We start from the raw sequence: 17,190 nt of genomic DNA, 5'->3' as shown, positions 1-17,190 counted from the left end.
TGCAAGGAGTGGTACATGAACATGCGTTTGCTGGCGGGCCTGTTGTTCGCCGTGTCGGTGGTCGGTTTCAGCCTTGGGGCGAGCCTGCCGCTGGTGTCGTTGCGCCTGCACGAGGCGGGGGCGGGGACCCTGGAGATCGGCGTCATCTCGGCGATCCCGGCGGCAGGCATGATGCTCTCGGCGTTCATGGTCGACGCCTGCTGCAAGCACCTGACCCGCCGCGTCATCTACCTGCTCAGCTTCAGCCTGTGCACCCTGAGCATCGCCCTGCTGGAGTGGGCCTTCGACTCGATGCTGTGGCTGGCACTGCTGCGCCTGGGGCTGGGCATCGGCATGGGCATCGCGATCATCCTCGGCGAGTCGTGGGTCAACGAGCTGTGCCCGGAGCACAACCGCGGCAAGATCATGGCCCTGTACGCCACCAGTTTCACCGGCTTCCAGGTGCTCGGCCCGGCGTTGCTGGCGCTGCTCGGCGCCAACAGCCCGTGGCTGACCGGGGTGGTCACCGCCTGCTACGGCCTGGCCTTGCTGTGCATCCTGTTCACCGTGCCCAACGACCATGTCGAGCACGAGGAAGATGCCAAGAGCTTCGGCCTGGCCGGCTTCTTCCGGGTGGCCCCGGCGTTGTGCGTGGCGGTGCTGTTCTTCTCGTTCTTCGATGCCGTGGTGCTGTCGCTGCTGCCGGTGTACGCCACCAGCCATGGCTTCGCCGTAGGCGTGGCGGCGCTGATGGTGACCGTGGTCTTCGCCGGCGACATGATCTTCCAGTTGCCCCTGGGCTGGCTCGCCGACCGGGTCGAGCGCACGGGGCTGCACCTGGTGTGCGGGCTGGCGGCCATGGCAATCGGCATCGCCTTGCCGTGGCTGCTGCAGATGACCTGGCTGTTGTGGCCCTTGCTGGTGGTGCTTGGCGCGGTGGCCGGGGGCATCTATACCTTGGCGCTGGTGCTGATCGGCCAGCGCTTCAAGGGCCAGGACCTGGTGACCGCCAATGCCAGCGTCGGTTTGTTGTGGGGCGTGGGTAGCCTGGTCGGGCCGCTGGTCAGCGGCGCGGCGATGGACGTGGCGCCCCATGGCTTGCCGATGGCCCTGGCGCTGATGGCCGGGTTGTTCGTGTGCTTTGCGCGCCAGGCCTACCGGCGGGCGGGCAAGCTGCAGGCAGCAGTGGATTGAACGGCGATGCATTGCGCAAGAAACGGCGTTTGATCGTTCGGGGTCTGGGCTAGGCTGGAGGTTTTGCACGGGGCGCAAACCACCGATGATCCTTGCAGACCTTTCGCCGCAGGCGATCATTCAGGCCACCGAATACCTGAGCGGCCTGGATGCCGACTGGGCCCGCCACATCGCTGCGGTCGGGCCTTGCCTGCACCGTGCCACACCCGGACGCGAGCCCTACGAGGCACTGGTGCGGGCGATTGCCTACCAGCAGTTGCATGCCCGGGCGGCGGAGGCGATCCTCGGCCGCTTGCTGGCGCTGTTTCCCGCAACGGCGTTCCCCACGCCTGCGCAATTGCTGGCCGTGACGCCTGAAACCATGCGTGCCTGCGGGCTTTCCGTGAGCAAGACGGCAACAGTGCACGGCATAGCCCAGGCCAGCCTCGAAGGTAGCGTGCCGAGCCGGGCGCAGGCCTTGGCGCTGGATGACGAGACACTGGTCGAACGCCTGGTGGCCTTGCGCGGGGTCGGACGCTGGACGGTGGAAATGCTGTTGATCTACAGCCTCGAGCGTTCGGATATCCTGCCAGTGGATGATTTTGGCGTGCGCGAGGGGTATCGGCGCATGAAGGGGCTGGACAAGGCGCCGACACCTGCGCGGATGCGGGTGTTGGGCGGGGCGTGGAGCCCTCATCGCACCGTGGCGGCCTGGTACCTGTGGCGGGCCTGACGAGGGTGGGCTGCTGCACTGGCCCTTTCGCGGGCAAGCCCGCTCCCACAGGTCCGGCACAATGCCTGTGGGAGCGGGCTTGCCCGCGAAAGGGCCGTCAAAGACAACGCAAGATTCGGAGTGTTCGCTGCCGGATACCCAGCCAAGCTCATCGCATCACTCAGCAGGAGAGGCGTCATGAAGCCCGCCCCGACCACTTACACCAGCGACGCTGAACGCTGGCATGCCGTGCAGGCTCGCGACACGGCCGCCACCGGCCATTTCGTCTACGCCGTGCGCACCACCGGTGTGTATTGCCAGCCCGCCTGCACCTCGCGCCTGGCCAAGCGCGAGAACGTCGAGTTCTTTGCCGACGCCAGCCAGGCCGAAGCGGCAGGCTACCGCGCCTGCAAGCGCTGCAAGGGCGGGCAGGTCAATCGGCGCACCGAGCTGGTGGCCCGTGCCTGTCGCCTGATCGAGGCCAGTGACACGGCGCCGAACCTCGATCAGCTCGGTGTCGAGCTGAATCTGAGCCCCTTCCACCTGCATCGCCTGTTCAAGGCCGAGACTGGCCTCACGCCCAAGGCCTATGCCTCGGCCTATCGCGCCCGGCGCCTGCGCGAACAGCTGGACACCGGCACCAGCGTTACCGAGGCGATCTACGAGGCCGGCTACAACTCGAACAGCCGGTTCTATGAAAGCGCCGACGCGCGCCTGGGCATGCGCCCACGGCAATACCGCGCCGGCGGCGAGGGCGCGACCATCCGCTTCGCCCTGGCCCAGTGCGCCCTGGGGGCGATCCTGGTGGCCCAGAGCGAGCGGGGCATCTGCGCCATTCTGCTGGGCGACGAGCCCGAGCCCTTGTTGCAGGACTTGCAGGACAAGTTCCCCAAGGCCAGCCTGATCGGTGGCGATGCCACCTTCGAGCGCCTGGTCGCCGAGGTGATCGGCTTTGTCGAGGCGCCGGCGCTGGGCCTGGCGTTGCCATTGGATGTGCAAGGCACGGCGTTCCAGGAGCGGGTCTGGCAGGCCTTGCGCGAGGTGCCGGCAGGCAGCCGGGTCAGCTATACCGAGATCGCCGAGCGCATCGGCGCGCCCAAGGCCGTGCGCGCGGTGGCCCAGGCCTGCGCGGCCAACTGCATTGCCGTGGCCATTCCCTGCCACCGGGTGGTGCGTCGTGACGGTGATCTCAGCGGCTATCGCTGGGGCGTGGAGCGTAAACGCCAGCTGTTGGCCCGAGAAACGGCACACTCCTGACCCTGCGGAACGCGTAGAATTTGCGCCCTGTCGAGTTGTATAGAGGAACATTCGATGAGGCGTGTCAGCCTTGACCGATTTTACGCAAGCGTTCTGGCCCTGTTGCTGTGGGCGGCGCTACCGGCCTGGGCCGCTCCGGTCACGCCGGTGTCGCGCCTGGCCGTGGCCGAGCAGCAGGTGCTGCAAGAAGACGCCAGCCTTGAGCAACTGAGCGAGCACCTCGACCAGATCCGCCAAGGCGTCAGCGCCAATGCCAACGACGACCTGCTGTCGCAGCTTCGCCAGCAGGCCCTGCAGGTGCAGCGCCAGGCCGATGCGCTGGCGACCCAGCGCAGCGCCGATGTCGAGCGCCTGGACGACCAGCTCAATGTCTTTGGCCCGCCACAGCCCGACGAGGCCGAGAGCCTGACCCGCCAACGCCAGCAGCTGGTGGCGGAAAAGAACGCGGTGCTCGCCGAGCAAAAGGAAGCGACGCAACTGACTCAGTCGGCCCGCGACCTCTCCACGCAGATCGTCAACCTGCGCCGCAGCCTGTTCAACTCGCAAGTCACCAGCCGTGCGGCCAGCCCTTTGAGCCCGGCCTTCTGGTCGAGCCTGATCCGGCCCACCGACGAAGACCTGGCGCGCCTGCGGGACCTGCGTGGCGAAGCGGCCGATGCCCTGGCCAGCGCCACCAGCGCCGAGCATCGCTGGTTCTTTTTCGGCACCCTGATTGCCGCGGTGCTGGTCTGGACCTGGGTGCGGCGCATGCTCGAGCGCCTGCTGGCCAATGCCATGGTGCGCTGGCTGCCCGAAGGTCGGTTGCGCCGCAGCGCCCTGGCCCTGAGCGTGAGCCTGGCGACCCTGGGCACCATCGCCGGTTCGGTGTCGCTGCTGCGCTGGGGCCTGGAAAGCAGCGCCGAGCTGGGCACCGATATCGCCAGCCTGACCAACCATGTGCTGACCCTGGTGGTGTTCAGCGCGTTCATTTCCGGCCTGGGGCGCGCCATGCTCATGCTGCAGCGCCCTTCGTGGCGGCTGCCGCCGATCCCTGACGAGGTGGCCAGTGCCCTGGCCTGGTTCCCGAAGGTGTTGGCGTTGGTGCTGATGGTGATGCTGACCCAGGAACGCATCAACAGCGTGATCGGTACCAGCCTGGCATTGACCCTGGCCACCAACGGCCTGACCGCGCTGGTGGTGTCGCTGCTGTTCGTCTTCGCCTTGCTGGGTTACCGCCGGACCTTGCGCCAGCACGAGCTGCCGCGCCCAACTGGCCTGGCCGGGCTGATCCCGGCGGTGATCGTGGTGTGGGTGGGGGTGATCCTGCTGACCCTGCTTGCGGGTTATCTCACCTTGGCGTTCTACCTGACCGGCAAGCTGCTGTGGGTCAGTGTGGTCATCACCTGTGCCTACCTGTTGATCACGGTGTTCGGCGACCTCTGCGAAACCCTGCTGTCACCGCGCCAGCCCGGTGGCCTGGCCCTGGCCTCGGCACTGGGCCTGCAGCAGCGTCACCAGGCCCAGGCCAGCACCATCCTCGCGGGCATCGGTCGTACCCTGCTGCTGTTCGCGGCGGCGTTGCTGGTGTTCATGCCCTCGGGCACCAGCCCCGGCGAGCTGCTGCTGAGCCTGGCCGACTGGGACGCCAGCGGCGGCAAGGTGCTGGGCAACCTGAAGATCGTGCCCCAGGACATCCTCCTGGCCGTGGCGATCTTCCTCGGTGGCTGGTTCGCCATCCGCGTGGTCAAGCGCTGGCTCAGCGAGCGCCTGCTGCCGGAAACCGACATGGACGCCGGCATGCGTGCATCGCTGGTGACCTTGGTCGGGTACCTGGGCTTCCTGTTCCTGGCCATGCTGGTGATGTCCACCCTGCACATCAACCTGACCAGCCTGACCTGGGTGGTCAGTGCGCTGTCGGTGGGTATCGGTTTCGGCCTGCAGCAGATCGTGCAGAACTTCATTTCCGGCCTGATCCTGCTCACCGAGCGTCCGGTAAAGGTCGGTGACTGGGTGAGCCTGGCGGGGGTGGAAGGGGATATCCGCCGAATCAACGTACGTGCCACCGAGATCCAGATGTCCGACCGTTCCACGGTGATCGTCCCCAACTCGCAGTTCATCTCGCAGAACGTGCGCAACGTGACCATGGCCAATGCCCTGGGCGTGGTCGGCATCACCTTGACGCTGCCACTGGAGACCGACGCCAGCCACGTGCGCGAGCTGCTGCTGGCGGCTTACAAGGCGCATGAGTCGATTCTCGACGCGCCCGCGACCTCGGTGACGTTCAAGGACCTGACCAGCAGCGGCATGGTGATCGCGGTCAGCGGTTATGTGGGTTCGCCACGGCAGGTGTCGAGCACGCGCAGCGACCTGCTGTTCACCATTCTCGGGCACCTGCGCGAGGCGGGGATCGCCTTGTCGTCGCCACAGAGCATGGTGTTGGTGCAGGAGAATGGTCGGCCGGCCGACGAGCCCGCTTGATGCCATCGCGGGGGCCGTCGCACCGCCGCTCCCGCGCGCCCTTGTGGAGCGGCCTTGCCGGGGTGCCGGACTGACCGGAAAGGGCCGCTTTGCGGCCCTTTCGCGGCACAAGGCCGCTCCTACAGGGATCGCGCTAGGCAAGTCTCTCTGCGTCAGCACGCAAGTGCAGCCCAAGCTGTTTACCCCAGGCAGCGCGTCACATGCTTCACCGACTGATACCCCGAAAGCCCCCAAGGCCCAAGCTCGCGGCCGATGCCGCTGCCCTTGGTGCCGCCCCACGAGGTTTCGACGAACACCGCCTGCACTGAGTTGATCCATACATGGCCCACCTCCAGTGCGTCAGCCACACGTTCGGCGCGCTCAAGGTCGGCGCTGCAGACCGTGGCAACCAGCCCGAAACGGCTGTCGTTGGCCTGGGCGATGGCCTCGGCTTCGCTGGCGAAGCGCCGGGCGCATAGCACTGGCCCGAAGATCTCCTCGCCCCACAGGCGGCTGCTGTCGGGGACGTCCACGTACAACGTCGGGCTGACGAACCAACCTTCGCGCTCCAGCGCCTTGCCACCGGCCAGGCACTCAAGGCCCTCTTCCCGGGCGGTGGCGAAGTAGCCGGCAACCTTCAACCATTGCGCCTGGCTGGTCAGTGGGCCCATGTCGACTTCTTCCTGCAACGGGTTACCCACCCGCAGCGCTTCCAGTGCCTTGCGCAAGCGCGGCAGCAGTGCATCGGCGATCGTCTCCTGCACCAGCAGGCGCGACGTGGCCGAGCACATCTGCCCGGCATTCCAGGTGATGCCGGCGACGATCCATTCCACCGCCTGGTCGACATCGCAATCGTCGAACACCACGATCGCCGACTTGCCGCCCAACTCCAGCGTCACTGGCCGGCACTGGGCCGCCGCCGCGCGCATCACCTGGCTGCCGACACCGTTGCTGCCGGTGAACGACAGCTTGTCCAGGCCGTTGTGACCGCTCAGGGCAGCGCCGGTCTCGGCCTTGCCGTTGACGATGTTCAGCACGCCGGCCGGCAAGCCCAGCCGCTCGGCGATCTGGCCGTAGGCCTGTTCGATCAGCGGCGTGACTTCCGAGGGCTTGAGCACCACGGTGCAGCCGGCGGCCAGCGCCGGGGCGAGTTTCCAGGCGCTGGTCACCAGCGGGAAATTCCACGGCACGATCAGGCCGACCACGCCCACCGGCTCCAGGCGGGTGCGGGCGCTGAAGCCTGGGGCGGCCAGGGGCACGTCGCGGTTTTTCGCCGGCAACTGCTCGGCCAGGCCTGCGTAGTAGGCGAAGGTGGCGATGGCGTCGTCCAGGTCGATCTCGGCCTCGTGGCGCGGTTTGCCGTTGTTGCGCATCTGCAGGGCGATCAGTTCGTCGCGGCGCTGGCCGAGCTGTTCGGCGAAGCCGCGCAGGTAGCTGGCACGCTCGGCGGCGCTGACCGTCTTCCAGGAGGTCAGGGCACGGCGCGCGGCGGCCACGGCCTGGTCGACCTGGGCGGTGCTGGCGGCCATCAGTTCAGCGAATGGCTGGCCGTCGGACGGGTTGTGGACAACGATGCAGTCGCTGCCCTGGCCTTCGACCCAGTGGCCGTCGATGTAGTGAGAAGTGGTCATGGTCGGATTCCAGTCAGGCCATTTCGGCGGTGGTCACAGGCTTCACGGGCGTGCTTTTGCAGCGCACCCAGCGCGGGCCCTGGGGGCCATACACGCCAGCGGGTTCGGGGAACAGGTTGAGCAGGATCAGGTACAGCACGGCGGCGATGCCCAGGGTCACCGGCAGGCTCAGGTCGATGCCGTCGGCCAGCTCGCCCAGTGGTCCGACGAACTGCCCCGGCAGGTTGACGAAGCACAGGCCGATGGCCGCGCTGGGGATCCACGCGCCCATGCCGCGCCAGTTCCAGCCGTGGTCGAACCAGTAGTGGCCGCCTTGCTGGCCACGGGTGAACACCTGCAGGTCGTCGGCGTGGTAGAAGCCGCGGCGGGTGATCAGGCCGAGGATCATGATTACCATCCACGGGCTGGTGCAGGTGATGATCAGCACGGCGAAGGTCGAGACGCTCTGCACCAGGTTGAAGGTGAAGCGGCCGATGAAGATGAAGCCGATGGCCAGCACGCCGATCAGCAGGGTAGCGGCAGCGCGGCTGAGCAGGCGCGGGAACACGCTGGACATGTCCAGGCCGGTGCCGTACAGCGCCGTGGTGCCGGTGGACATGCCGCCGATCACCGCGATCAGGCACACCGGCAGGAAGAACCAGCCCGGCGAGATCGCCAGCAGGCCGCCGACGTAGTTGTTGGCGGCGATGTAGTCCGGCGCCTGGCTGGCCACCAGGGTGGCTGTGCACAGGCCGAACAGGAACGGAATCAGGGTGGCGGCCTGGGCGAGGATCACTGCCAGCATGATGCGTGACTTGGGGGTTTGCCGCGGGATATAGCGCGACCAGTCGCCGAGGAAGGCGCCGAACGACACCGGGTTGCTCATGGCCAGGATCGCCGCGCCGACGAACGCCGCCCAGAAACCAGCCTGGCCGAGGTTGACGTTGCCGGCATAGCCCGCGTCGAAGGGCCCGGCGAAGGCGACGATGCCCAGCAGGAACAGCAGGCTCGAGGCCCACACGGCGATCTTGTTGACCCACAGCATGAAGCGAAAGCCGAAGATGCACACCACCAGGACCAGCACCGCGAACAGGCCATAGGCCAGGCCCAGGGTCAGGTCGGTTTCCGGCAGGCCGACCAGGCGCTTGGCACCGCCGACCAGGGCATCGCCCGAGCTCCACACCGACAGCGAGAAGAACGCCACGGCGGTGAGCAACGACAGGAACGAGCCGACGATGCGCCCGTGCACGCCGAAGTGCGCGCCGGACGACACCGCGTTGTTGGTGCCGTTGAGCGCGCCGAACAGGCCCATGGGCGCAAGGATCAGCGCGCCCACACCGACCCCCAGCAGGATGGCCCAGAGTCCGGCCTGGAACGACAGGCCGAACAATACCGGGAAGCTGCCCAGCACTGCGGTGGCGAAAGTGTTGGCGCCGCCGAAGATCAGGCGGAACAGGTCCAGCGGGGCGGCGTCGCGTTGATCGTCGGGGATCTGTTCGACGCCATTGGTCTCGATACCGGTCGAGTGGCTCATGGTGGGGCTCCAGCGCGAATGTTGTCGGCCGTCGGGCGGCCTTGTTGTGGGTGCGATGGCAGGGCGGCAGGGCCGCTTGAAAAGTGATCAGCTCAGCGAGACGACCGACAGGTGCTCGTGGCAGGCGATCCAGCGTTCGCCTTGCAGACGGAAGACGATGGTCTCGCGCTCGCTCAGCTCGAGCACTTCACCGGCGACGCGCAGACGCGTGGCTACATCGTGGATGAAGATCGCCACGTCGCCCTGCAGGCTCACCTGGGCGTTGCCGGATTCGCAGCCGAGCACGGCGAAACCGTCCGCCAGCCAGCTGGCCCAGAGGTCTTCATAGGCGCGGCGCGACAACAGCGGTTGCGGCACGGTGTGGAAAAGGAAGGTGGCATCTTCGCTGAAGCAGGCGAAGTAGCGGGCGGTGTCATTGCTGGCGAAGGCGGCGACGAGGTCGGCGGCGGCCTGCCGTACCTGGAGGGTCTGGTCCACGGGAGTGGCCTCACGATTATTGTGATTATGGTGAAGCGATTCTGGTGGGGGCGGGCGAGGAGAAAAATCGCTGCGGGCAAATAATCAGTTCAGGAAATCCTGAACCAAAGGGGTGTGAAATCCAGGTGGTGCGCAATGCCTTTGCCACCTATGAAGCGATGAGCGGCTGGCTGCCCGAGCGTCAGACTGATCTGCTGGCTGCCCACAAGCTGCTGATGATGGGGTTGATCGACGACGCGGGTCAGTTTCGCCGAGGAGGTGTCGGCATCTATCGCGGCCAGCGTCTGTTGCACATGGCACCGCCTGCCAGTCGCTTGCAGCCGCTGATGCATGACCTGCTGCGTTGGCTGGGCGCCAGTGACTGGCACCCGTTGATCAGCAGTTGCATCTTTCACTACGAATTCGAGTTCATCCATCCTTTCGCTGATGGCAACGGGCGAATGGGGCGTCTGTGGCAGACGCTGATACTGAGCCGCTGGCGCCCGGTACTCGCCTACCTGCCGGTGGAGTCGGTGATCTGTGCCCAGCAGGAGGCGTACTACGGTGCCTTGGCGGCTGCGGATCAGGTTGGCGAGGCCACGCCTTTTGTCGAGTTCATGCTCCAGGCACTTCGGCAGGCATTGGCCGAGGCGAGTGAGACCGACCAAGTAACCGACCAAGTAGCACGTCTCCTGGAGGTTCTGAAACCGGGTCTCGCGCTGCGTGCCAATGAACTGATGGAGCGCCTCGAGCTGTCTCATCGGCATACCTTCAGAGCGAACTATCTCAAACCGGCGCTGGCGGCCGGTCTTATCGAGATGACCGATCCGACAGCCCCGCGCAGTCCGATGCAGCAATATCGTCGTACCTCACGATAACGGTGCCCACCTCATTGTTCTCCAGATGGAACGCTGAGGGTTCACCCATGGGCCTACCGGCCCGCGTTCCACCTCTCTACCGTTAGCCCTGTCGCCCGCCTGGCCCCAGGCCGCACGGGCATTTGCCATGGCCCGCCGACTGACGGTCGCTTCGTTCAGCCTGCGTTGCCTACTCTGTTAATCCCACCTGGGAGTTGTGGGGCGCGGTTTGACCGCAGCGGCCAGGATGGCCTGTTCTCCACACCAAGAGGAGAGAACGATGAGCAATTTCGCCCAAGCCGCCAACTTCGAAGGGCAGGTGCCACGCATCGATCCCGACAATGCCACGATGCTGCTGATCGACCATCAGAGCGGTCTGTTCCAGACGGTCAAGGACATGCCCATGACCGAGTTGCGGGCCAATGCCATCACCCTGGCCAAGATCGCCCGCCTGGCGAAGATCCCGGTCATCACCACCGCATCGGTGCCGCAAGGGCCGAACGGCCCGCTGATTCCAGAAATCCACGAGGCCGCGCCCCATGCGCAATACGTCGCGCGCAAGGGCGAGATCAATGCCTGGGACAACCCCGAGTTCGTCGCCGCGGTAAAGGCCACCGGGCGCAAGCAACTGATCATTGCCGGGACCATCACCAGCGTGTGCATGGCCTTCCCCAGCATCAGCGCGGTGGCCGCCGGCTACCAGGTGTTCGCTGTCATCGACGCGTCAGGCACCTACTCCAAGATGGCCCAGGAAATCACCCTGGCCCGGGTGGTCCAGGCCGGCGTGGTGCCGATGGACACCGCCGCCGTGTGCTCCGAGGTCCAGCGCACCTGGAACCGCCCGGATGCCGCCGAGTGGGCCGAGGCCTACAGCGCGGTGTTCCCGCACTACCAGTTGCTGATCGAGAGCTACACCAAGGCCCAGGCCGTGATCAGCCAACACGAACAGCTCGACTCGCAACGCAGTTGAGCTTGCGCTTTCAATCCACGCAAGGAGATCCACCATGACATTCCAATACAAGCGTCTGGACAAGAACGACGCCGCCGTCCTGCTGGTCGACCACCAGACCGGGCTGTTGTCACTGGTGCGCGACATCGATCCGGACCGCTTCAAGAACAACGTGCTGGCGCTGTCCGACCTGGCCAAGTACTTCAAGCTGCCAACCATCCTCACCACCAGCTTCGAGAACGGTCCCAACGGCCCGCTGGTGCCCGAGCTCAAGGAGCAGTTCCCCGACGCGCCGTACATTGCCCGTCCCGGCAACATCAACGCCTGGGACAACGAAGACTTCGTCAAGGCGGTCAAGGCCACCGGCAAGAAGCAACTGATCATCGCCGGTGTGGTCACCGAGGTGTGCGTGGCGTTCCCGGCTTTGTCGGCGCTGGAGGAGGGCTTCGAGGTGTTCGTCGTCACCGACGCCTCCGGCACCTTCAACGAACTGACCCGTGACTCGGCCTGGCGCCGCATGGAAGCGGCCGGGGCGCAACTGATGACCTGGTTCGGCGTGGCCTGCGAGCTGCACCGCGACTGGCGCAACGACATCGAAGGCCTCGGCACGTTGTTCTCCAATCACATCCCGGATTACCGTAACCTGATGACCAGCTTCAACAAGCTGAACAAGTGACAGCCCGCCCGGGCCCGTGCACGGGCCCGGGCGTGTCACCCCGGTTACGAGGTAATGGATGGCCCCACTGATTGCCTATTTCAGGCTGGCGTTCAAGCCCGGTCGCGATGTGCTGCTGTTCGCGCTGCGCACCGTGCTGGCCGGTCTGCTGTGTCTTTACCTGGCGTTCGTGTTCGACCTGGAACAACCCAAGTGGGCGTTGATGACGGTGATCATCATCAGCCTGCCGTTGGCCGGCATGACCCTCAAGCGCAGCCTGGCCCAGGTGCTGGGCACGGTGGTCGGCGCGGCGGTGGCGGTGTTGTTGATGGCGCTGTTCGCGCAGATGCCCTACACCCTGGTGGCCAGCCTGGCCCTGTGGCTGGGGCTGTGTACCGCCGGCGGCACCTTGCTGCGCTATACCGATTCCCATGCCTTCGTGCTCAGTGGTTTTACCGCGGTGGTGGTGGCCATGCTCGCCGTCCCGGAGCCCGAGGGAACCTTCATGCTGGCGGTCACCCGGGTGACCGAGACCTTGCTGGCGGTGGCCTGCGTGGCGGTGGTCAGCCTGCTGACGGCGCGCCCCCAGGCGGTGGCCAAGAGCTACTTCGCCAAGGTCGACAGCCTGCTCAAACTGATTGCCCGGCATGCCGCCGAAGTGGTCCGTACCGAAGAGGACGAGGCCGCGTTTCGCCAGCGCCAGGCCCAGCTGATCGCTGAAATCAGCGCCCTGGAGGGCCTGCGTCGGCACCTGTACTTCGACGCCCCGCACCTGCGCAGCGGTGACGGGCTGGTGCAATTGTTCGCCAACCAGCTGGTATTGCTGGTGTCACGGCTGCTGGTGCTGCGCCAGCAGCGAGAGCTGGTCAAGGCACACTGGCAGGGGCCGTTGCCGACGGATATCCAACTGCTGCGCGATGCCGAGCTGGACAGCCTAGAAGCCTTGGCGCGAGAGGGCATGGCCCTGTCGACGGCAAACCGGCAAACCCTGCGTACCTTGCACAAAGGCTTCGATGAAGCCGCCGACCGCGCCGAGTTCCTCAGCGAACCCTTGCCGCCGAAATTGCGCGCGCTGGCCTGGGCCTTGCGTTGGGAGCAGGCGCGCCTGCTGCAGCAACTGGATGAGCTGATCGAACTCAACGAGGCAATCCAGCAAGGGCGCCTGGCCAGTTGTCCAGCACAGCCCGGGCGCGCCGGTGCGTTGCACCTGGACTGGCCGCTGGCGGGGATGAACGCCGTGCGCGCCTGCCTGGCGCTGTTGCTGATCGGCGGGTTGTGGATCGAGAGCGCCTGGGACGGCGCGCGTTCGGCGGTGATCCTGATGGGGGTGATGTGCTCGCTGATGGCAACCCTGCCGCGCCCGTTGCTGGCCAGCCAGAACTACAACCGCGGGCTGCTGGTGGGCATGGGCTTGTCGGCGCTCTACCAGTTCGCCTTGCTGCCCCTGTTCAGCGATTTTGAAATGTTGGCGCTGTGCCTGGTGCCCTTGCTCTACCTGGCCGCGGTGGGGCTGGCCAACCCAATGACCGCAGGGATTGGCATGGGCATCGGCCTGATCAGCCTGTTGATGATCGGCCCGCAGAATGTCGGCGCCTATCACAACAGCGATATCCAGTGGTTCGAGTTCGCCGGCGGCTACCTGATGGCCGGCGTGCTGGCGATGATCGTGTTTGCCCTGGTGTTCCCGTTCAACCCGCAACGGCGTATCGCCAGGCTGTTCCAATTGACCCGCGAGGATGTCCACCGGCAGGTCGTCGCCCCAGGCACACTGGCCGGGCAGTTCGCCTTCGAGAGCCGCCAGCTCGATCGTCTGTCGGCCATGATCGGCCTGCTGCCGGCGGTCACCGACCCGGCTTCGCGCGAGCGTTTCGACTGTGCGCTGGTGTGCCCGGCACTGGCGATTGCCCTGGCGCAGGCACGCAGCCTGTGCGAGGGCGAGCTGGCCTTGCCGCTGCTGACCCGGCAGCGCCTGCTCGAAGGCTTGCAGGGGATGGCCGAGGTCATCGGCGGTCAAGGCGCGGTCGAACTCGACGCGCTGTTGCAGGACGTCGAGCGCCAGGGCCAGGTGCTCGATACCCTGCACGGCGCGCTGGTGCCCGGTGGGCGCGAAGCGCTGCGCCAGTTGTTCATCCTGCGGGTGGCGCTGGCGGTCGCCGGGCAATTGCTGGCGCGTTATCGCGCTGTACTGGCGACGGATATCCCGGCGCCACTGACGGAGGTGGTGGATGCCCATTGATTTCGAGGTGGGTGGGGTCTACCTGCCGCCCATCGCCCAGGCGCTGCTGCTGGCGCTGCCGTTGTTCCTGCTGGTCGATGCCCTGTTGCGCCGGGTCGGCGTGCTGGCGTTGGTCTGGCACCCGGCGCTGTTCCAGGGCGCCGTGTACGCCGCGATCTGCGCGGCCTTGCTGTTGTGGATGGGAGTGAGCGCCTAGATGCCGTCGATGAAATCCTTGCTGTCGCGCAGCGTGACCTTGGTGGTGGTGGCCGTGGCCATCGTGCTGGGGTGGTTGGCCTGGACGCACTACACCCAGGCCCCCTGGACCCGCGATGCCCGGGTCCGCGCCGATGTGGTGACCCTGGCCGCAGAGGTCAGTGGCCCGATCGTGGCCTTGCCAGTGCGCGACAACCAGTTCGTGCACAAGGGCGACCTGCTGTTGCAGATCGACCCGGCCCGCTATGAGTTGGCGGTACTGCATGCCCAGCGGGCGGTCGAAGTGGCCCGTGCGGCCCTGGGGCAATCGCAGGCGAACATCGTCGCCAACCAGGCGCTGCTCAAGCAACGCGGCAGCGAGGAGCAGCGCCGGCGCAAGTTGCAATCGTTGTCGGCGATCTCTGCCGAGGAGTGGGAGAAGTCGCGCACCGAGGTGGCGGTGGCCCAGGCCGACCTGCTGCGCGAGCAATCCAGCCTCGGCCTGGCGCAGGCCAACGTGCAACTGGCCGAGGCGACCCTGGAGCAGGCGCGCCTGGACCTGCAACGCACCCGCGTAGTGGCGCCGGTGAACGGCCATGTCACCAACCTGTTGACCCGCCAGGGCGACTTCGCCCAGCCAGGCGCGGCGCTGCTGGCCTTGGTGGACAGCGACTCGTTCCATGTCAGCGGTTATTTCGAGGAAACCAAGCTGCCGCGTATCCAGGTCGGCAGCCGGGCCAAGGTGGTGCTGATGAGTGGTGAAACCCTGCATGGGACGGTGGATAGCATCGCCTACGCGATCACCGACCGCGAGAACCAGCCCGGCAGCCGTCTGCTGGCCAACGTCAACCCCAACTACACCTGGGTCAAGCTGGCCCAGCGCGTGCCGGTGCGGCTGCGCCTTGACCCGGTACCAGAGCAGGTGTTGCGTGCCGGCACCACCGCGACCGTGACGATCCTCGAGCCATGACGGAGGATGCCGTGGTGAGCCGTGGACGCGCGTTGCCGATGTTCGATCTGAATGACCTGTACCTCTATGCCAAGGTGGTGGAGTACGGTGGATTCGCGCCGGCCGGGCGTATCCTCGGCCTGCCCAAGTCGCGCCTGAGCCGGCGAGTGGCCAAGCTCGAGGAGCGCCTGGGCGTGCGCCTGATCCAGCGTTCGACCCGGCAGTTCCAGGTCACCGAGGTGGGGCTGGAATACTACCGCCACTGCCTGGGCATGCTCGAACAGGCCGTCGCCGCAGAGGATGCCATCGAGCGCAACCGCGCCGAGCCACGCGGTATCGTGCGCCTGGCCAGCAGCACGGCGTTGCTCGATTCGCGGCTGGCACCGATCCTGGCGCGCTTCATGGCGCAATGCCCGGTGGTCGAGCTGCTGGTCAAGAGCTACAACCGCCGTGTCGATGTCATCGGCGAAGGCTTCGACCTGGTGCTTAGCGTGCGTCATCAGCCGCTGGAAAGCAGTGAGCTGGTCATGCGCCGCCTGGCGCCGAGCCGACAGTGCCTGGTGGCGTCCCCTGGCCTACTGGCCGAGCACGGCCAGCCGCAACAGCCTGAGCAGCTAGAGGCATTGCCCAGCCTGTGCTGGGGCGTCAATGTGCAGGATTTCACCTGGCTGCTGGAGGGCCCCGAGGGCGTCGAGGCCGCCGTGCCGTTTCGCCCACGTATCGTCTCGGATGACTTGGCGGTATTGCGCGAGGGAGCTCTGGCCGGGGTCGGCGTGGTCTTGCTGCCCGAGGAGGCCGTTGCCGCCGATCTTGCCAGCGGGCGGCTGGTCCAGGTGCTCGAAGGCTGGGCGCCACGCGAAGGCGAAGTGGTGGCGCTGTTTCCTTCCCGGCGCGGGCTGATGCCCGCGGTCCGCAAGTTGATAGACTTCCTGGTCGAGGCGTTCGAGCAAGAGCCGGTGGCTACGAAGCCAAGCCGCGCTCGCTGAGCGTGGTCGAGGCCGCAGGGCGCGCCGAGCAGAGCGCCAGGACCGCGGCCACGGCGGTCAGTGCGGCACCCGCCCAGGGGGTGGCCGACAGTGTCGCCGTGCCGATCACCACGCCGCCAATGGCCGAACCCAGGCCGACGCCCAGGTGCATGGCGGACATGTTCAGGCTCATGCCCGCAGGGAAGGTGTCCGGCCCACGGCTTGCCAGGTAGTTCTGCACCACGGGCGAGGTGGTCCAGCTCAAGCCGCCCCACAGCATCATGACCGGCAGGAACAGCCAGGGCGTGCCGGCGCTCAACGGCAACACCAGCAGGCTGGCGAGGTACAGCAGCGGTGCCAGGGCGATGGACTTGCTCGCGCCGAGCCGGTCGGCCATCCAGCCGCCGACATAACCTCCCGAGACCCCGGCGATGCCAAAGGCGGCGAACAGCGCCGCCAGCCAATGCGCGGGTACCTCGGCGACCTGCAGGGCATAGGGCGCGAGGTAGGCGAACACGGTGAAGTGCCCGGCAATCATCAGCAGCGAAACCCCTTGGGCCGCGAGCAGCCGAGTGTTACGCAGGTGACGCAGGTAGCTGCCCAGGGCGATACGCTCGCTGCTTTGCAACTGTTCCAGGCCGCGCCAGGCCATCAGCAGTACGGCCAGTGCCAGCAGGCTCAGCCCGGCGAACACGCCACGCCAGCCAAGCGCGTCGCCCAGCAGCATGCCGGCGGGCACGCCCAGTACCAACGAGCTGCAGATGCCCATGAAAATCACCCCGATCGCTCGGCCGCGCAGGGCCTCGGGGACCATGCGCGTGGCCATCAGGGTGCAGGTCAGGCAGGTCAGGGCACTGGTGACGGCCATGCCGATGCGGGCGAGCAGCAACGCGGTGTAGCCCGGCGCCAGGGCCGCGGCAAGGTTGCACAAGGCGAACAGTGCCAGGGTGATGCACAGCAGGCGCCGCAGGGGCAGGCGAGTGGTCAGCAGGGGCGAGAAGGGGGCGGCGAGGGCGAAGCTCAGGGAGAAGACCGTGGTCAGTTGCCCGGCGACGCCGAGCGGTACGGCCAGGCCAGTGGCCAGGGACGGCAGGATGCCGACGGTGATGTTTTCGGCCATGCCGGTGACGAACGTCGCCAGGGCCAGCAGCCAGATACGCGGTCTCATGTGTTGCCTCCGATAAACGGGCCGGCCAAGGTCCGGACCCATTTGTCCCGACGGTTGACCGGCCAGGGTCAGGTCCATCG

Annotated in this window: 14 protein-coding genes and 1 pseudogene; 11 read left to right on the top strand and 4 right to left on the bottom strand. The window is 66.7% G+C overall.

Annotated elements, in window-relative coordinates:
- The first annotated feature begins 15 nt into the window (after positions 1-15).
- The 4 genes from HU772_RS21140 (at position 16) to HU772_RS21125 (ending at position 5,578) form a co-directional block, all read left to right on the top strand.
- Positions 16-1,173: an MFS transporter gene (locus tag HU772_RS21140; RefSeq protein ID WP_186661717.1), complete on the top strand. Its 1,158-nt coding sequence runs from the start codon at positions 16-18 to the stop codon at positions 1,171-1,173.
- An 85-nt stretch (positions 1,174-1,258) separates the two neighbouring features.
- Positions 1,259-1,885: a DNA-3-methyladenine glycosylase family protein gene (locus HU772_RS21135; RefSeq protein WP_186661715.1), complete on the top strand. Its 627-nt coding sequence runs from the start codon at positions 1,259-1,261 to the stop codon at positions 1,883-1,885.
- Between the two features lie 177 nt (positions 1,886-2,062).
- Positions 2,063-3,121: a bifunctional DNA-binding transcriptional regulator/O6-methylguanine-DNA methyltransferase Ada gene (gene ada / locus HU772_RS21130; RefSeq protein WP_186661714.1), complete on the top strand. Its 1,059-nt coding sequence runs from the start codon at positions 2,063-2,065 to the stop codon at positions 3,119-3,121.
- Between the two features lie 54 nt (positions 3,122-3,175).
- A complete protein-coding gene (locus HU772_RS21125) occupies positions 3,176-5,578 on the top strand; it encodes a DUF3772 domain-containing protein (protein ID WP_186661713.1) in 2,403 nt (800 codons plus the stop codon).
- A 179-nt stretch (positions 5,579-5,757) separates the two neighbouring features.
- Here HU772_RS21125 and HU772_RS21120 read toward each other — a convergent pair whose 3' ends face one another.
- From HU772_RS21120 to HU772_RS21110, 3 genes are all read right to left on the bottom strand, one after another.
- Positions 5,758-7,188 carry an aldehyde dehydrogenase family protein gene (locus HU772_RS21120; RefSeq protein ID WP_186661712.1) on the bottom strand — a complete coding sequence of 477 codons (1,431 nt, stop codon included), beginning with the start codon at positions 7,186-7,188 and terminating at the stop codon, positions 5,758-5,760.
- 13 nt (positions 7,189-7,201) lie between these two features.
- Positions 7,202-8,701: a purine-cytosine permease family protein gene (locus HU772_RS21115; protein WP_186661711.1), complete on the bottom strand. Its 1,500-nt coding sequence runs from the start codon at positions 8,699-8,701 to the stop codon at positions 7,202-7,204.
- Positions 8,702-8,788: 87 nt separating this feature from the next.
- Positions 8,789-9,178 carry a YybH family protein gene (locus HU772_RS21110; RefSeq protein ID WP_186661710.1) on the bottom strand — a complete coding sequence of 130 codons (390 nt, stop codon included), beginning with the start codon at positions 9,176-9,178 and terminating at the stop codon, positions 8,789-8,791.
- Between the two features lie 116 nt (positions 9,179-9,294).
- Between HU772_RS21110 and HU772_RS21105 the strand changes: the two are divergent.
- From HU772_RS21105 to HU772_RS21075, 7 genes and pseudogenes are all read left to right on the top strand, one after another.
- Positions 9,295-10,035 (top strand): annotated as a pseudogene (locus HU772_RS21105) (Fic family protein); the annotation flags it as partial.
- Between the two features lie 259 nt (positions 10,036-10,294).
- The gene (locus HU772_RS21100; protein ID WP_186661709.1) at positions 10,295-10,984 is read left to right on the top strand and encodes a hydrolase; all 690 of its coding nucleotides are present in this window, start codon (positions 10,295-10,297) and stop codon (positions 10,982-10,984) included.
- Positions 10,985-11,018: 34 nt separating this feature from the next.
- Entirely contained in the window at positions 11,019-11,639 is a 621-nt protein-coding gene (ycaC, locus tag HU772_RS21095; protein WP_186661707.1) for an isochorismate family cysteine hydrolase YcaC, read from the top strand.
- A 58-nt stretch (positions 11,640-11,697) separates the two neighbouring features.
- On the top strand, positions 11,698-13,854 hold the full coding sequence (locus tag HU772_RS21090) for an FUSC family protein (RefSeq protein WP_186661705.1): 2,157 nt from the start codon (positions 11,698-11,700) through the stop codon (positions 13,852-13,854).
- Positions 13,844-14,050 (top strand): DUF1656 domain-containing protein, encoded by a 207-nt coding sequence (locus HU772_RS21085; RefSeq protein WP_186661703.1) that lies wholly within the window; start codon positions 13,844-13,846, stop codon positions 14,048-14,050. Before HU772_RS21090 ends, HU772_RS21085 begins: the two co-directional genes overlap by 11 nt.
- A 9-nt stretch (positions 14,051-14,059) precedes the next feature.
- The gene (locus HU772_RS21080; protein ID WP_186661701.1) at positions 14,060-14,998 is read left to right on the top strand and encodes an HlyD family secretion protein; all 939 of its coding nucleotides are present in this window, start codon (positions 14,060-14,062) and stop codon (positions 14,996-14,998) included.
- A gap of 38 nt (positions 14,999-15,036) precedes the next feature.
- Positions 15,037-15,963, top strand: coding sequence for a LysR substrate-binding domain-containing protein (locus tag HU772_RS21075; RefSeq protein ID WP_186661746.1), 927 nt, complete (start codon positions 15,037-15,039; stop codon positions 15,961-15,963).
- On the opposite strand, the gene HU772_RS21070 is transcribed toward HU772_RS21075, so the two are convergent.
- A complete protein-coding gene (locus tag HU772_RS21070) occupies positions 15,938-17,110 on the bottom strand; it encodes an MFS transporter (protein WP_186661700.1) in 1,173 nt (390 codons plus the stop codon). The genes HU772_RS21075 and HU772_RS21070 overlap by 26 nt on opposite strands.
- Positions 17,111-17,190 lie beyond the last annotated feature (80 nt).

Source organism: Pseudomonas xantholysinigenes (assembly GCF_014268885.2).
Lineage (GTDB): Bacteria > Pseudomonadota > Gammaproteobacteria > Pseudomonadales > Pseudomonadaceae > Aquipseudomonas > Aquipseudomonas xantholysinigenes.
This window is presented reverse-complemented; position numbering and strand designations above follow the sequence as displayed.

Coding starts and splice junctions, on each gene's coding strand:
- HU772_RS21140 (WP_186661717.1), top strand. CDS start 16: ATGAACATGCGTTTGCTGGCGGGCCTGTTGTTCGCCGTGTCGGTGGTC.
- HU772_RS21135 (WP_186661715.1), top strand. CDS start 1,259: ATGATCCTTGCAGACCTTTCGCCGCAGGCGATCATTCAGGCCACCGAA.
- ada (WP_186661714.1), top strand. CDS start 2,063: ATGAAGCCCGCCCCGACCACTTACACCAGCGACGCTGAACGCTGGCAT.
- HU772_RS21125 (WP_186661713.1), top strand. CDS start 3,176: ATGAGGCGTGTCAGCCTTGACCGATTTTACGCAAGCGTTCTGGCCCTG.
- HU772_RS21120 (WP_186661712.1), bottom strand. CDS start 7,188: ATGACCACTTCTCACTACATCGACGGCCACTGGGTCGAAGGCCAGGGC.
- HU772_RS21115 (WP_186661711.1), bottom strand. CDS start 8,701: ATGAGCCACTCGACCGGTATCGAGACCAATGGCGTCGAACAGATCCCC.
- HU772_RS21100 (WP_186661709.1), top strand. CDS start 10,295: ATGAGCAATTTCGCCCAAGCCGCCAACTTCGAAGGGCAGGTGCCACGC.
- ycaC (WP_186661707.1), top strand. CDS start 11,019: ATGACATTCCAATACAAGCGTCTGGACAAGAACGACGCCGCCGTCCTG.
- HU772_RS21090 (WP_186661705.1), top strand. CDS start 11,698: ATGGCCCCACTGATTGCCTATTTCAGGCTGGCGTTCAAGCCCGGTCGC.
- HU772_RS21085 (WP_186661703.1), top strand. CDS start 13,844: ATGCCCATTGATTTCGAGGTGGGTGGGGTCTACCTGCCGCCCATCGCC.
- HU772_RS21080 (WP_186661701.1), top strand. CDS start 14,060: ATGAAATCCTTGCTGTCGCGCAGCGTGACCTTGGTGGTGGTGGCCGTG.
- HU772_RS21075 (WP_186661746.1), top strand. CDS start 15,037: ATGTTCGATCTGAATGACCTGTACCTCTATGCCAAGGTGGTGGAGTAC.
- HU772_RS21070 (WP_186661700.1), bottom strand. CDS start 17,110: ATGAGACCGCGTATCTGGCTGCTGGCCCTGGCGACGTTCGTCACCGGC.